Annotated in this window: 17 protein-coding genes; 9 read left to right on the top strand and 8 right to left on the bottom strand. The window is 73.6% G+C overall.

The window, feature by feature from the left end; all coding sequences use genetic code 11:
- The 5 genes from AB0L34_RS29125 to AB0L34_RS29105 form a co-directional block, all read left to right on the top strand.
- A partial coding sequence (locus tag AB0L34_RS29125) for a TIGR03943 family protein (protein ID WP_363708287.1) occupies nucleotides 1-585 on the top strand: 585 nt, incomplete at its 5' end.
- Nucleotides 586-614: 29 nt separating this feature from the next.
- Nucleotides 615-1,445: an alpha/beta fold hydrolase gene (locus AB0L34_RS29120; protein WP_363708285.1), complete on the top strand. Its 831-nt coding sequence runs from the start codon at nucleotides 615-617 to the stop codon at nucleotides 1,443-1,445.
- Nucleotides 1,446-1,516: 71 nt separating this feature from the next.
- Entirely contained in the window at nucleotides 1,517-2,266 is a 750-nt protein-coding gene (locus AB0L34_RS29115; RefSeq protein WP_357460474.1) for an SIS domain-containing protein, read from the top strand.
- Between the two features lie 157 nt (nucleotides 2,267-2,423).
- Nucleotides 2,424-2,927: a DUF6328 family protein gene (locus AB0L34_RS29110; RefSeq protein WP_350710755.1), complete on the top strand. Its 504-nt coding sequence runs from the start codon at nucleotides 2,424-2,426 to the stop codon at nucleotides 2,925-2,927.
- Nucleotides 2,928-3,234: 307 nt separating this feature from the next.
- Complete coding sequence (locus AB0L34_RS29105) at nucleotides 3,235-5,157, top strand: acyl-CoA dehydrogenase family protein (RefSeq protein WP_363708289.1); 1,923 nt, start codon at nucleotides 3,235-3,237, stop codon at nucleotides 5,155-5,157.
- Between the two features lie 54 nt (nucleotides 5,158-5,211).
- Here the strand turns inward: AB0L34_RS29105 and AB0L34_RS29100 are convergent, their stop codons facing one another.
- From AB0L34_RS29100 to AB0L34_RS29065, 8 genes are read right to left on the bottom strand one after another with little or no spacing between them, the layout of a single operon-like run.
- Entirely contained in the window at nucleotides 5,212-5,379 is a 168-nt protein-coding gene (locus AB0L34_RS29100) for a hypothetical protein (RefSeq protein ID WP_357460480.1), read from the bottom strand.
- Nucleotides 5,380-5,388: 9 nt separating this feature from the next.
- Entirely contained in the window at nucleotides 5,389-5,994 is a 606-nt protein-coding gene (locus tag AB0L34_RS29095; RefSeq protein ID WP_357460483.1) for a hypothetical protein, read from the bottom strand.
- 40 nt (nucleotides 5,995-6,034) lie between these two features.
- The gene (locus tag AB0L34_RS29090) at nucleotides 6,035-6,427 is read right to left on the bottom strand and encodes a Fur family transcriptional regulator (RefSeq protein WP_350710749.1); all 393 of its coding nucleotides are present in this window, start codon (nucleotides 6,425-6,427) and stop codon (nucleotides 6,035-6,037) included.
- Nucleotides 6,424-6,723, bottom strand: a complete 300-nt coding sequence (locus tag AB0L34_RS29085) for a metalloregulator ArsR/SmtB family transcription factor (RefSeq protein ID WP_350710747.1) — start codon at nucleotides 6,721-6,723, stop codon at nucleotides 6,424-6,426. Before AB0L34_RS29085 ends, AB0L34_RS29090 begins: the two co-directional genes overlap by 4 nt.
- A 43-nt stretch (nucleotides 6,724-6,766) precedes the next feature.
- Nucleotides 6,767-7,633 carry a metal ABC transporter permease gene (locus AB0L34_RS29080; protein WP_363708282.1) on the bottom strand — a complete coding sequence of 289 codons (867 nt, stop codon included), beginning with the start codon at nucleotides 7,631-7,633 and terminating at the stop codon, nucleotides 6,767-6,769.
- 1 nt (nucleotide 7,634) lies between these two features.
- The gene (locus AB0L34_RS29075) at nucleotides 7,635-8,396 is read right to left on the bottom strand and encodes a metal ABC transporter ATP-binding protein (RefSeq protein WP_357460492.1); all 762 of its coding nucleotides are present in this window, start codon (nucleotides 8,394-8,396) and stop codon (nucleotides 7,635-7,637) included.
- Entirely contained in the window at nucleotides 8,393-9,358 is a 966-nt protein-coding gene (locus AB0L34_RS29070; RefSeq protein WP_363708280.1) for a metal ABC transporter substrate-binding protein, read from the bottom strand. The genes AB0L34_RS29075 and AB0L34_RS29070 overlap by 4 nt, the downstream gene beginning before the upstream one ends.
- Before the next feature lie 54 nt (nucleotides 9,359-9,412).
- Nucleotides 9,413-9,670, bottom strand: a complete 258-nt coding sequence (locus AB0L34_RS29065) for a hypothetical protein (RefSeq protein WP_363708278.1) — start codon at nucleotides 9,668-9,670, stop codon at nucleotides 9,413-9,415.
- Between the two features lie 27 nt (nucleotides 9,671-9,697).
- On the opposite strand from AB0L34_RS29065, the gene AB0L34_RS29060 reads away from it, so the two are divergent.
- From AB0L34_RS29060 to dusB, 4 genes are all read left to right on the top strand, one after another.
- The gene (locus AB0L34_RS29060) at nucleotides 9,698-10,039 is read left to right on the top strand and encodes an antibiotic biosynthesis monooxygenase (RefSeq protein WP_350710738.1); all 342 of its coding nucleotides are present in this window, start codon (nucleotides 9,698-9,700) and stop codon (nucleotides 10,037-10,039) included.
- Nucleotides 10,040-10,165: 126 nt separating this feature from the next.
- Entirely contained in the window at nucleotides 10,166-10,639 is a 474-nt protein-coding gene (locus AB0L34_RS29055) for a hypothetical protein (protein ID WP_350710893.1), read from the top strand.
- 117 nt (nucleotides 10,640-10,756) lie between these two features.
- A complete protein-coding gene (locus AB0L34_RS29050; RefSeq protein ID WP_350710736.1) occupies nucleotides 10,757-12,136 on the top strand; it encodes a glycine--tRNA ligase in 1,380 nt (459 codons plus the stop codon).
- A 63-nt stretch (nucleotides 12,137-12,199) separates the two neighbouring features.
- Nucleotides 12,200-13,372 (top strand): tRNA dihydrouridine synthase DusB, encoded by a 1,173-nt coding sequence (gene dusB / locus AB0L34_RS29045; protein WP_363708275.1) that lies wholly within the window; start codon nucleotides 12,200-12,202, stop codon nucleotides 13,370-13,372.
- Nucleotides 13,373-13,556: the final 184 nt, after the last annotated feature.

The following is a 13,556-nucleotide window of genomic DNA, read 5'->3' as shown; positions in this document are numbered from 1 at the left end:
GTCATGACCCTCTGGTACGAGCTGCGTCCCGTCCTCCGGCGCGCCGGAGGACGGGACGAGGCCGCCGACCACGGGCACGGCCACCACGAGCCGCGGATCGGCTGGCTGCTGATCCTGCCGGCGCTGGGCCTGCTCCTGGTCGCCCCGCCCGCCCTCGGCTCGTACGCGGCCGGGCAGGCCGGCACCGCGCTCTCCGCCCGGCAACAGCCGTCCGACTACCCGCCCCTGCCCGACGGCGATCCGGCGCAGGTCAGCGTGCTCGACTACGCCTCGCGGGCGCTGTTCGACCGGGGCGCGTCGCTCGGCGGGCGCCGGGTCCGGCTGACCGGTTTCGTCACCACCGGCCCCGACGGCCGACCGCTCCTGGCCCGGATGGTGCTCTCCTGCTGCGCGGCCGACGGGCGGCCGGTCAAGCTGGGCCTGACCGGCGCCGCCCCCGAAGGGCTCGCCGACGACACCTGGATCGAGGTGACCGGCCGCTACAGCGACCGGATCGCCCGGGACCCGGTCAACGACGCCGAGATCCCCTACCTCGACGTGGAGTCCTGGCGGCAGGTGCCCACCCCCAAACGCCCGTACGAGTGACCCCGCCCGCCCTGGGTAGGCTGGCGATCATGCGGATCGAGGCGCGCGGGCTCACGTTCGACGTACGCGTCGGCGGTCCCGAGGGTGGCGCGCCCGTCCTGCTGCTGCACGGCTTTCCCCAGCACGGCGGGGAGTGGGACGACGTCGTCCCGCCGCTGCACGCCGCCGGCCTGCGCACGTACGCGCCGGACCAGCGCGGTTACTCGCCGGGCGCGCGGCCCGAGGCGGTCGAGGCGTACCGGATGCCGGAGCTGGTGGCCGACGCGGTGGCCGTGCTGGACGCGCTGGGCGTCGACGCGGCGCACCTCGTGGGGCACGACTGGGGCGCGGTGGTGGCCTGGGACCTGGCCGCCCGCCACCCGGAGCGGGTCCGGACGCTGACCGCGGTCTCCGTGCCGCACCCCGCCGCGATGGCCCACGCGCTGGCCGAGGACCCGGGGCAGAAGGCGCGCTCGGCGTACATCGTGCTGTTCCGCAAGCCGGGCAGGGCGGAGAAGGCGCTGCTGGCGCTGGGCGCGACCGGGCTGCGCCGGATGCTGCACGGGGTCGGCGACGACGAGCGGGTGGCCGCGTACGCGGACCCGATGCGCGAGCCCGGCGCGCTGACGGCGGCGCTGAACTGGTACCGGGCGATGTCCCGGCGGGACATGGCGGCCACCGGGCCGGTGCCGGTGCCGACCACCTTCGTGTGGAGCGACCGCGACATCGCGGTCGGCCGGACCGTGGCCGAGGCGTGCGCCGGCCACGTGAGCGCCGACTACCGCTTCGTCGAGCTGCCCGGGGTGAGCCACTGGATCCCCGACGAGGCGCCCGCCCCGCTGGCCGAGGCGATCCTGGCCCGGGTGCGGGGCCCGGCCTGACCGGTGCGGCCTCGCCCCGCCGGGGTGGCCGGGCGGTCCCGACGGACGTACGACATGGACGGAGGAGAGACATGACGGTGAGTGCCGAGGACTACCTAGCCGTGGTGACCGAGACGATGCAGCGGGTGGCCACGAGCCAGCGCGAGGCGGTGGGGCGGGCCGCCGACCTGATCGCCGACGCGGTGCGCGCCGACGGGGTGGTCCACGCGTTCGGCACCGGCCACTCGGAGGCGCTGGCGATGGAGATCGCGGGCCGGGCCGGCGGGCTGGTGCCCACCAACCGGATCGCCCTGCGGGACCTGGTGCTGGTCGGCGGCGCGCCGGCCGACGTGCTCGGGCCGCTGCTCGAACGCGACCCGTCGGTGGCGCACCGCCTCTACGAGCTGGCCCCCGTCAGCCCCGGGGACGTCTTCGTGCTGGCCTCCAACTCCGGCGTCAACGGCGCGATGGTGGAGTTCGCGTCCCTGGTGAAGGAGAAGGGGCACGGGCTGGTCGCGATCACCTCGGCGCAGCACTCCGGGCGGATGACCTCGCGCCACCCGTCGGGGCGCAAGCTCGCCGACGTCGCCGACGTGGTGCTCGACAACGGCGCCCCGTACGGCGACGCGACGCTGCCGCTGCCCGGTGGCGGCGCGGTCGGCGCGGTCTCGTCGATCACCGCGGCGCTGCTGGCGCAGCAGATCACGGTCGAGGTGGTGGCCCGGCTGCTCGCCGCGGGGCAGCGGCCTCCGGTCTACCTGTCGGCCAACATCGCCGGCGGCGACGAGCACAACAACGCCCTCGAGGCCCGGTACGCCGGCCGGATCCGCCGCGGCTCCTGAGCGGAGCGGGCCGGCGTCCGCCGGGCACTCCCGGGCGGCCCGCTCGTCCAGCCCGCGTGGGCGACGTGAGCCGGTTTCGCGGCTCCGTCGGTGGGGCATCAGCGTTGCTGCCGACGGGCGCGCCCCGTCGGCAGTACCGTCTGACCGGAGGTAGCCCGTGTCCAAGGAAACCGAGCGGCAGCGCTGGCAGCGCAACTTCGCCGACCTGTTGCAGGAGCTGCGGGTCGCGCAGACCGGTGTGCAGATCCTCTTCGCCTTCCTGCTGACCCTGCCGTTCAGCAACGGGTTCACCAGGACGAGTGGTTTCCAGAAGGACGTCTACATCGTCTCGTTGCTCGCGGCCGCCGCCGCGACCGCGATGATCATTTCCCCGGTGGCGTTCCACCGCGCGCTGTTCCGGCAGGGCCGCAAGCCGGAGCTGGTCCGGTTCGCCCACCGGATGGCCAGCGCCGGCCTCGCCTTCATGCTGATCTCGATGGTCAGCGCGGTGCTGCTGATCACCGACTTCGTGCTGGACCGGGGCGTCGCCCTGCTGCTCAGCGGCGCCACGGCGATCTGGTTCCTCACCTTCTGGGTGTTCCTGCCGTTCGCCCGGCGCAACTGGGGCGAGGACGACATCGACGACGAGGACGACGACCCGCGGCACCTACCCGGAGACTGACCCGGGTCGACGAAACTCGATCTTTACCGAACGCTACCCCTGGGTAACACCCGGGGGTAGCGTGCTGTTTGTCGAGCACGTCGACGCAGCCGGACCGAGGTTCGAGGGGGCAGCCGTGACCACGACGCAGAACAGCCGACCCACGCCGGACGGATCCGGCGCCGACCAGCCCGTGGCGAAGGACACCGAAGGCGTGCCGACGGCCGCCGTCGACCAGCCCGCACCGCTTGAGGGCGCGGCGGCCGGCGCCGGGCAGGCCGCGACGGTCGCCGCCGGGGTCAGGTCGACGGCCGGCGCGGCCGGGCCGCTGCCGAAGGAGGCGGGACAGGTCTCCGAGAAGGAGGCCCGCCAGGTCGCCGAGGCGGCCCGCGAGTCCTCGTGGGACCGACCCAGCTTCGGCAAGGAACTCTTCCTCGGCCGCCTCCGACTCGACCTGATCGACCCCTGGCCGCGCCCGGACGCGGCGGACGTCGCCCGGGCCGACGAGTTCCTGGGCCGGTTCCGCGAGTTCCTCACCTCCGAGGTGGACGGGGCGGCCATCGAACGGGACGCGTCCATCCCGGACGACGTGTTCCACGGCCTGGCCCGGCTCGGCGCGTTCGGCATGAAGGTCGACCGGTCGTACGGCGGGCTCGGGCTGAGCAACCTGCACTACTGCCGCGCGCTCATGCTGGCCGGCTCGGTCAGCCCGGCGATCGGCGCGCTGCTGTCGGCGCACCAGTCCATCGGGGTGCCGCAGCCGCTGAAGATGTTCGGCACCGCCGAGCAGAAGCAGCGCTTCCTGCCCCGCCTCGCCGCCGGCGAGGTGTCCGCCTTCCTGCTCACCGAGCCGGACGTCGGCTCCGACCCGGCCCGGCTGGCCACCACCGCCGAGCCGACCCCCGACGGCACCGGCTACCGGCTCAACGGGGTGAAGCTCTGGGCCACCAACGGCACCGTCGCCACCCTGCTCGTGGTGATGGCCCGGGTCCCCGCCGCCGAGGGGCGGCGTGGCGGGATCACCGCCTTCGTCGTCGAGGGCGACGCCGAGGGCATCACGGTCGAGCGGCGCAACGCCTTCGTCGGCCTGCGCGGCCTGGAGAACAGCCTCACCCGCTTCCACGACGTCTTCGTGCCGAAGGAGAACGTCATCGGCGGCGAGGGCAAGGGCCTGAAGATCGCGCTGACCACCCTGAACACCGGGCGGCTGTCGCTGCCGGCCATGTGCGTCGGCGCCGGCAAGTGGGCGTTGAACGTGGCCCGGGAGTGGGCCGCCGACCGGGTGCAGTGGGGCCGGCCCGTCGGCGAGCACGAGGCGGTGGCCCAGAAGCTCTCCTTCATCGCCGCGACGACGTACGGCATGGAGACCATGCTCGACCTGTGCTGCCTGCTGGCCGACGACAACCGCAACGACATCCGGATCGAGGCGGCGCTGGTCAAGCTCTACGCCAGCGAGATGGCCTGGAGGATCGCCGACGAGCTGATCCAGATCCGGGGCGGGCGCGGCTACGAGACGGCCGACTCGCTGGCGGCGCGGGGCGAGCGCCCGGCCGCGGTCGAGCAGCTGCTGCGCGACCTGCGGATCAACCGGATCTTCGAGGGCTCGACCGAGATCATGCACCTGCTGATCGCCCGGGAGGCGGTCGACGCGCACCTCTCCGTCGCCGGCGACATCATCGACCCGGACGCCGGGCTCGGCCGCAAGGCGAAGGCCGGCGCGCGGGCCGGCGTCTTCTACGCGAAGTGGCTGCCCACCCTGGCCGTCGGCAAGGGCCAGCGCCCGTCGGCGTACGGCGAGTTCGGCCCGCTCGCCGGCCACCTGCGGCAGGTCGAGCGCGCCTCGCGCAAGCTGGCCCGGTCGACGTTCTACGCGATGTCCCGGTGGCAGGGGAAGATGGAGCGCAAGCAGGCGTTCCTCGGCCGGGTGGTGGACATCGGCGCGGAGCTGTTCGCGATGTCCGCGGTCTGCGTGCGCGCCTACGCCGAGCGGGACACCCGGCCGGAGAACGTCGAGCTGGCCGACCTGTTCTGCCGGCAGGCCCGGGTCCGGGTCGACGCGCTCTTCACCGCCCTGTGGGACAACACCGACTCGGTCGACACGGCCGCCGCGAAGCGGATCCTGGCCGGGCGCTACGCCGGCCTGGAGGAGGGGGTGCTCACCCCGGCCGACGACCTGCCCTGGGTGGCGCGCTGGTCGCCCGGCCCGTCCGCCGCCCCCGACGTCCGCCGCCGCATCCCGCCCTCGGCGTGACACCGGCCCGCCCGGCTGCCGGGCCGGTGTCCGACCGGCCCGGCGGCCGGCGGGTCAGCGGGCGACGGCCCAGGCCAGGATCGCCGCGAGGATCAGCCCGTTGAGCGCGGCCAGCCCCAGGTACGCCGCCGGCGGGATCTTGCGGCCCTTGCGGACGAAGTTGACCAGGACGGCGGCGTAGCCGAGCAGCAGGATGGCGATGACGACCAGGAAGTAGAACACCCGACGACCTTAGCGGCCGGCCCGCAGGCCGAGTTGGCGCAGCTCCAGTGCGGCGAGCGCGTCGACGGTGGCGTCGTCGCCGCGTCGCCACGCCTCGGCCACGTCGGGCGCGATCCGGGTCAGCCGCCCGAGCGGCTGGGTGGCCAACGCCCGCAGGGCGAGCAGGTCCCGGCCGGCGGGCTCGGCGGCCAGCCTGGCCGCCGAGGCGGCCCGGCGCATCCAGCGCACCCGCAGCGGCAGCCAGCCGAAGAGCACCAGGCCGAGCGGGAAGACCAGCACGGCGACGGCCAGCGCGAGGGCGAGCTGGTCGACCAGCTCCTGCTGGTCCCGTCCGGCCTCGGCCAGCGACCGGGCGGCTCCGGCGGCCCGTTCGAACGGCGCGGTCAGCTCGTCGCCCACCAGCGGCACCCGGCCGACCTTGCCGCCCGCCTCGGCCAGGTTGTCGGCCAGGCCGCCGCCGGCCCCCTCCAGCTTCTGCCCGGGTACGGCGAGCTTCTGGACGAGGTCGTGCAGCCACAGCGCGCCGCGGACCGCGCCGTACACCCAGGCGACGACGAGCAGGTCGGTGATCAACTGTCGGACGGCGGTCGGGAAGCGATCGGCGTAGATCTTCACGCCGGACAGCGTGCCACGGGCGACCGTTTCGTGGCGGGTCTCAGCGGGCGCAGGCCGGGCAGGTGCCGAAGATCTCCAGGGTGTGGCTGACGTCGGCGTAGCCGTGCTGCGCCGCCACCCGCTCCGCCCAGCTCTCCACCGCCGGCCCGGCCACCTCCACGGTGCGGCCGCAGCCGCGGCAGACCAGGTGGTGGTGGTGCCCCTCGCTGCACCGGCGGTAGAGGTGCTCGCCGCCCGGCGGGCGCATCACGTCGATCTCGCCCGCGTCGGCGAGCCCCTGGAGGGTGCGGTAGACCGTGGTCAGCCCGACCCGCTCACCGCGCTCGCGCAGCATCGCGTGCAGTTCCTGCGCGCTGTGGAAGCCCTCCACCTCGGCGAGCAGCGCGCTGACCGCCGAGCGCTGCCGGGTGTTGCGGACCGCCGAACTCGTCATGACCCCTCCCCGGCGTGGCTGACCGCGTCGGCCACGATGTGCGCGACGTGCTCGTCGACCAGGGCGTACGCGATCTCGCGCCCCCGCCGCGAGCCGCGCACCACGCCGGCGCCCCGCAGCACCCGCAGGTGCTGGGAGACCAGCGGCTGCGCGGCGCCGAGCTTGTCCACCAGCTCGTGCACGCAGCGTTCGCCCTCGGCGAGCTCGCTGACGATGGCCAGCCGGATCGGCGCCGACAGGGCACGCAGCAGCTCGCTCGCCCCCTCGAAGGCGTCGTAGCCTGATCCGCTGGTCACCCTGTAACGGTAACCAATCCCATCGGCACCTCGCCGACCAGGATCAGCGGAGCACGACCTCGTGCGGCTCGGGCGTGGGCGCGGCGGCCGGGGTGCGCCGCCGGCGCAGCACCCGCCAGCCCGCGCCGAGCATCGCGACGACCGCGAACGAGGCGATCGCCATCAGCACCACCGACGCGCCAGGAGCGGTGTCGGCGCTCGCCGCCACCCAGACCCCCGAACCGGCGGCGAAGAGGCCGAGTGCCATCGCCGCCGCCATCGTGCTGCGGAACCCGCGCGTGACCTGCTGCGCCGTGGCCACCGGCACCACCATCAGCGCGCTGATCAGCAGCACGCCGACCGCCCGCATGGCGATCGTCACGGTGACCGCGGTCGCCACCGCGAGCAGCAGGTTGAGCGTGCGCACCGGCAGCCCGGAGACCCGCGCGTACTCCTCGTCGTGGCAGACCGCGAAGAGGGCGGGACGCAGCCCCAGCATGGTGACCAGGATCGCCGCGCCGAGCACCGCGATGGTGACCAGGTCGGCCGTGGGGATGGTGCTCAGCGATCCGAAGAGGTAGGAGTTGAGGCTGGAGCTGGTGCTGTCGGAGAGCCCCACCAGCATCACGCCGCCGGCTATGCCGCCGTAGAAGAGCAGGGCCAACGCCAGGTCGCCGGAGGTGCGCCCGCGCGAGCGGACCACCTCGATGGTGATCGCGCCGACGGTCGCCACGACCACCGCGACCAGCACGGGGGAGCGGTTGAGCAGCAGGCCCGCGCCGACGCCGGTGAGCGCCACGTGCCCTACCCCGTCGCCGATCAGCGCGAGCCGCCGCTGCACCAGATAGATGCCGAGCGCCGGGGCGGCCAGGCCGATGATCAGCGCGCCGACCAGGGCGCGCTGCATGTAGGGGTACTGGAAGAGTTCCATCTCAGCTGCTCCACAGCCCGGCGGGCTCGTCGGGACCGTGCGGGTGCACGTGGTCGTGGTCGGGCTCCGCGTGGTGGCCGGCGGGTTCGGGCACCGCGCCGTCGTGACAGATGCCACCCTGGTGTACGACGACCGCCCGGCTGATCAGCGGCCGCAGCGGCCCGAGCTCGTGGGCCACCAGCAGCACGGTGCCGCCGCCGCCCACGAAGTCGTGCAGCGCCCCGGCGAACGCCTCCTGGCTGGCCGCGTCCACCCCGGCGGTCGGCTCGTCCAGCACGAGCAGTTCCGGCTGGCCGGCCAGCGCCCGGGCGATCAGGGTGCGCTGCTGCTGACCGCCGGAGAGCGTGGCGACCGGGTCGCGGGCCCGGTCGGCGAGCCCGACCGCCGCCAGCGCCGCGTCGACGGCGGCCCGGTCGGCGCGCCCGGGCGGGCGCAGGACGCCCCGGCGGGCCAGCCGGCCGGAGGCCACCACCTCGCGGACGGTGGCCGGTACGCCGCCGCCGGCGCCGAGGCGCTGCGGGACGTACCCGACGCGGTGCCACTGCCGGAACCGGCGCAACGGGCGGTCGAAGAGGGTGACCGACCCGGAGCTGAGCGGCACCAGGCCGAGCACGGCGCGGATCAGGGTGGACTTGCCGGAGCCGTTGGCGCCGAGCACCGCGACCACCTCGCCGGCGGTCACGGTCAGCGAGACGTCACGCAGCACGGGGCGGCCGTCGTAGCCGACCACCCCGTGCGTGACGGTGATGACTGGGGATGTCACGAGCAGCTCAACGCCGTCCTGAGGGTCTGCAGGTTGGTGCGCATCACCGAAAGGTAGTCGCCGCCGTCGGTCGACAGCCCTTCCAGCGGGTCCAGTACCGCGGTCTTCGCGCCGACCTGGTCGGCGATGGTCTGGGCCACCTTCGGGCTCACCAGCGTCTCGAAGAAGATCGTCGTGGCCTTGTGCTTCTGGGCCTCCTCGATCACCTCGGCGAGGCGCTGCGGGGACGGCTCGTTCTCCGGGCTCAGCCCGGTGATGCCGATCTGCTCGAGCTGGTAACGCTCGGTCAGGTAGCCGAACGCGGTGTGGCTGACCACGATCTCCCGCCGCTGGCAGGTCTTCAGGCCGGCGGTGAAGTCGGCGTCCAGCTTCGCCAGCTCGGTGCGCAGCGTCGCGGCGCGGGCGGTGTAGTCGGCGGCGTGCTCCGGGTCGGCCTTGCCGAGCCGCTCGGCGAGCTTGTCGCCGACCGTGGCCAGGCGGGTCGGGTCGAGCCAGAGGTGCGGGTCCTTGCCGCCGCCCTCCTCCTCGGCGTGGGGCTCCCCGGTGGCCTCGCCCTCGTGCCCGTGGTCGTGGTCGTGCCCGTCGGCCGCGGCGTCGCGCAGCGGCTGCACGGTGGCCACGTCGAACGCGCGCTCCCCGGCGTTCTGCTCGACGGCCTCGTCCACGTTCGGCTGGAAGCCCTTCAGGTAGACGACCAGCTCCGCCTGGCTGACGTCGCCGACCTGCCCCGGGTTGAGCTCCAGGTCGTGCGGCTCGGCGCCGGGCTTGGCCAGGTTGGTCACCTTCACCGCGTCGCCGCCGATCCGTTCGGCGAGGAACTGCAGCGGGTAGAAGGCGGCCACCACGTCGACCCGCTGCGGGTCGGTGCCGGCCGCGTCGTCGGAGCAGGCCGCGACGCCACCGAGGGCGAGCAGGGCGGTGGTGGCGGCGGCCAGGGTGCGCGGGGCGGAGCGGATGTTCATGACATGAACTCTCCGCGACAACGACAATGATTGTCAAAAACGCATGCTTGCATGTCAGAGCAGCTTTGCCAGGCCCGCGGTGACCAGCAGGGTGAGCACCACCAGCCGGATCGCCCGGGTCGGCACCGTCTGCACCGACCAGGTGGTGACCAGCAGCGCGGCGACGGCCGCGGCGAGCAGCAGGGTGAGCAGCCCGCCCACCACCCCGGGGGTGAAGAACGCGACCAGCGCCAGCACCAGGGTGACCAGGAACACCGTCGTCGGGTTCGCCCGCGCCAACCGGGCCGGCAGGGGGCTCTGCGTACGCTGCATCCCACAGACTCTACGAGGAGGAACCCCGTGCTGGTGACGAACCGGTTCGTGGTGGACGTCGATGTCGCCGACGACTTCACCGAGCGGGCGCACGCCGCCCTCGCCGCGCTCGCGGCCCGCCCCGGTTACCTGCGCGGGCAGCTCGTCCGGGCGCTGGACGACCCGCGCCACTGGTGCCTGGTCACCGAGTGGGAGTCCGTCGGCACCTACCGGCGTGCCCTCGGCGGCTTCGACGTCAAGGTCACGGCGGTGCCGCTGCTCGCCGAGTCGGTCGACGAGCCGTCCGCGTACGAGGCGCTCGCCACCGCCGCGCCGGGCGGGGACGTGGTCGTGGCGGCCAGCGATCGGGCCGCTGGTCCGTACCGCTGAGCCGGCGGGCACTAGATTGCTCTCATGACCGCTCCCGGATCGGCGGCACCGCCGCCGTACTCTTCGCTGCCCGGCCAGGAGGGGGCGCAGCCGCCCGTCGTGCCCGGCCCGCCGGCGGATCCGGGCGTGCCCGCCCCGCCGCCCGGCCCCGGGGTGGCCCCGCCGTTCGCGGCGCCGCCCACCGAGGGGCGCAACACCCGGCTCTGGCTCGGGCTGGGCGCCGGGGCGCTCGCCGTGCTGCTCTGCTGCGGTGGCGGCGGCGCGGCCGTGGTGGGCCTGGCGGTGACCGGGGTGCAGGCCGTGCGGGAGCAGGGGCGCACCGTCTCCACCGACTACTACCAGGCGCTGGTCGAGCGGAAGTACGGCGCCGCGTACGACCAGCTCTGCGACGACGCGCAGCGGCGCGAGTCGCGGCGGGAGTTCGAGCGCCGGGTCGCCGCCGAGCCGCAGATCGCCGCCTTCCGGGTGGGCGACGTGGACGCCACCACGCTGACCGTGCCGGTGGACGTGACCTACACCGGCGGCCGGCAGGACCGGCAGGAGGTCGTCCTGGGGCAGGACCGGCAGACCGGCGGCATGGAGGTGTGCGGGGTCAACTGACCCGCCCCCGGTATTCTGCTGGGCTCGGGGTGGTGCTGGTCGTACCGTTGTCCCGAACCGCCCGTCCGTCCTTTTCTGCCGCGTCCCCGCCGACCGCCAGTCGGCGTAGGAGGAAACATGCCAGCCGACCGTATCGACGCCGTCGTCAGCCTCGCCAAGCGCCGAGGCTTCGTCTTCCCCTCCAGCGAGATCTACGGAGGCACCCGGTCGGCGTGGGACTACGGTCCGCTCGGCGTGGAGCTGAAGGAGAACGTCCGCCGGCAGTGGTGGAAGACCATGGTCCAGCAGCGCGACGACGTGGTCGGCCTCGACTCCGCCGTCATCCTGGCCCGGGACGTCTGGGCCGCCTCCGGCCACCTCGACGCCTTCGTCGACCCGCTGACCGAGTGCCAGTCCTGCCACAAGCGGTTCCGGGCCGACCACCTCGAGGAGGCGTACGAGGCCAAGCACGGCAAGCCGCCGGCCTCGCTGACCGAGCTGAACTGCCCGAACTGCGGCAACAAGGGCACCTTCACCGAGCCGAAGATGTTCAACGGCCTGATGAAGACCTTCCTCGGCCCGGTGGAGAGCGAGGAGGGCATGCACTACCTGCGGCCCGAGACCGCACAGGGCATCTTCGTCAACTACAAGAACGTCGAGACCGTCGCCCGCAAGAAGCCGCCGTTCGGCATCGCGCAGACCGGCAAGTCGTTCCGCAACGAGATCACCCCGGGCAACTTCATCTTCCGCACCCGCGAGTTCGAGCAGATGGAGATGGAGTTCTTCGTCGAGCCGGGCTCCGACGAGCAGTGGCACGAGTACTGGCTCCAGGAGCGCTGGAACTGGTACCTCGACCTGGGCCTGTCGGAGGACAACCTGCGCTTCTACGAGCACCCCAAGGAGAAGCTCTCCCACTACTCGAAGCGCACCGTCGACATCGAGTACCGCTTCCAGTTCGGCGGCACGGAGTTCGCGGAGCTGGAGGGCATCGCCAACCGCACCGACTTCGACCTGTCCACGCACAGCAAGCACTCCGGCGTCGACCTGTCCTACTTCGACCAGACGAAGCAGGAGCGCTGGGTGCCGTACGTCATCGAGCCGGCCGCCGGCCTCACCCGGGCGGTGCTGGCCTTCCTGCTCGAGGCGTACGACGAGGACGAGGCGCCGAACACCAAGGGCGGCGTGGACAAGCGCACGGTGATGCGCTTCGACCCGCGGCTGGCCCCGGTCAAGGTGGCGGTGCTGCCGCTGTCGCGCAACGAGGCGCTCTCGCCCAAGGCGAAGGGCCTCGCCGCGGACCTGCGCAAGCGCTGGGTGGTGGAGTTCGACGACTCGCAGGCGATCGGCCGCCGCTACCGTCGTCAGGACGAGATCGGCACGCCGTTCTGCGTGACGGTCGACTTCGACACCCTGGACGACAACGCGGTGACCGTGCGGAACCGGGACACCATGGCCCAGGAGCGCATCTCCCTGGACCAGGTCGAGCGCTACCTGATCGAGCGCCTCCCCGGCTGCTGAGCCACGGGACGGGGCCCCGGTCGGCGCGGAAGAGCGCCGGTCGGGGCCCCGTACACTTGTGCGGTGACCGCGCCGACCGTTCCCGCACCGCGCCCGCTGACCCTCGGGCGGCACCAGGTGTGGCCGCCGGTGGTGCTCGCCCCGATGGCGGGCATCACCAACGTCGGTTTCCGGCAACTCTGCCGGGAACAGGGCGGCGGCATCTACGTCTGCGAGATGATCACCACCATCGCGCTGGTGGAGCGGAACCCGAAGACGCTGCGGATGATCGCCTTCGGTGAGGACGAGCGCCCCCGCAGCCTCCAGCTCTACGGCACCGACCCCGAGATCACCGCCGCCGCCGTGCGGATCGTGGTCGAGAAGGACCTCGCCGACCACATCGACCTCAACTTCGGCTGCCCCGTGCCCAAGGTCACCCGCAAGGGCGGCGGATCCGCGCTGCCGTGGCGGCGCCGGCTCTTCGCCCGCCTGGTCAGGGCCGCGGTGGACGCCGCGTCGCCCGCCGGGGTGCCGGTCACGGTCAAGATGCGCAAGGGCATCGACGACGACCACCTGACGTACGTCGAGGCGGGCCTCGCCGCGCAGGACGCCGGCGTGGCGGCGGTCGCCCTGCACGGTCGTACGGCGGCGCAGCGATACTCGGGCACCGCCGACTGGGACGCCATCGCCACGCTCAAGCAGGCGCTCGACGTGCCGGTGCTCGGCAACGGCGACATCTGGGAGGCCGACGACGCGCTGCGGATGGTGGCGCACACCGGCGTCGACGGGGTGGTGATCGGCCGCGGCTGCCTGGGTCGCCCGTGGCTCTTCGCCGACCTGGAGGCCGCGTTCAACGGAAGCCCCGAGCGCCGGCTGCCCAGCCTGGGTGAGGTCGCGCAGACCATGCGCCGCCACGCCGAGTTGCTGGTCGACCAGTTCACCGCCGGCGCGCGCAACCCCGCGCGGGGCGAACGGGACGGCTGCACCGACTTCCGCAAGCACGTCGCCTGGTACCTCAAGGGCTTCCCGGTGGGCAGCGAGCTGCGCCGCGAGCTGGCGATGATCGAGAGCCTGGCCCAGCTCGACGACCTGCTCGGCAAGCTCGACGCGGCCGAGCCCTTCCCGGTCGCCACGCTCGGCCAGCCGCGCGGGCGCACCAACTCGCCCGGCAAGGTCTTCCTGCCCGACGGCTGGCTCGCCAGCCGCGACGACGACACCGTGCCCGAGGGCGCCGAGCTGGCCGACTCCGGCGGCTGACGGGACCGGTACGACAGAGCCGCGCGGCTGCGGCTGACTGAGGTCTGCTGCTGGTCAGGCATTGCGCTGCCGTGTCTGCCCGGGCGGCCGGACCGCGCCGCGTGCCGGGTACGGAGACAACGACAAGGGCCGGCCCCGTTCGGGGCCGGCCCTTGTCGTTGGTGGTGTGTGGATCAGGCGGCGT

The sequence above is a fragment of the Micromonospora sp. NPDC052213 genome, from assembly GCF_040679695.1.
In the GTDB taxonomy this organism is placed as follows: domain Bacteria; phylum Actinomycetota; class Actinomycetes; order Mycobacteriales; family Micromonosporaceae; genus Micromonospora.
The sequence above is the reverse complement of the archived record's forward strand: the minus strand, read 5'-3'. Positions and strand labels throughout refer to the sequence as shown.

What these genes read in the sequence shown, in the direction of transcription:
- AB0L34_RS29120 (WP_363708285.1), top strand. Translation starts at nt 615, where the DNA reads ATGCGGATCGAGGCGCGCGGGCTCACGTTCGACGTACGCGTCGGCGGT.
- AB0L34_RS29115 (WP_357460474.1), top strand. Translation starts at nt 1,517, where the DNA reads ATGACGGTGAGTGCCGAGGACTACCTAGCCGTGGTGACCGAGACGATG.
- AB0L34_RS29090 (WP_350710749.1), bottom strand. Translation starts at nt 6,427, where the DNA reads ATGACGAGTTCGGCGGTCCGCAACACCCGGCAGCGCTCGGCGGTCAGC.
- AB0L34_RS29080 (WP_363708282.1), bottom strand. Translation starts at nt 7,633, where the DNA reads ATGGAACTCTTCCAGTACCCCTACATGCAGCGCGCCCTGGTCGGCGCG.
- AB0L34_RS29070 (WP_363708280.1), bottom strand. Translation starts at nt 9,358, where the DNA reads ATGAACATCCGCTCCGCCCCGCGCACCCTGGCCGCCGCCACCACCGCC.
- AB0L34_RS29065 (WP_363708278.1), bottom strand. Translation starts at nt 9,670, where the DNA reads ATGCAGCGTACGCAGAGCCCCCTGCCGGCCCGGTTGGCGCGGGCGAAC.
- AB0L34_RS29050 (WP_350710736.1), top strand. Translation starts at nt 10,757, where the DNA reads ATGCCAGCCGACCGTATCGACGCCGTCGTCAGCCTCGCCAAGCGCCGA.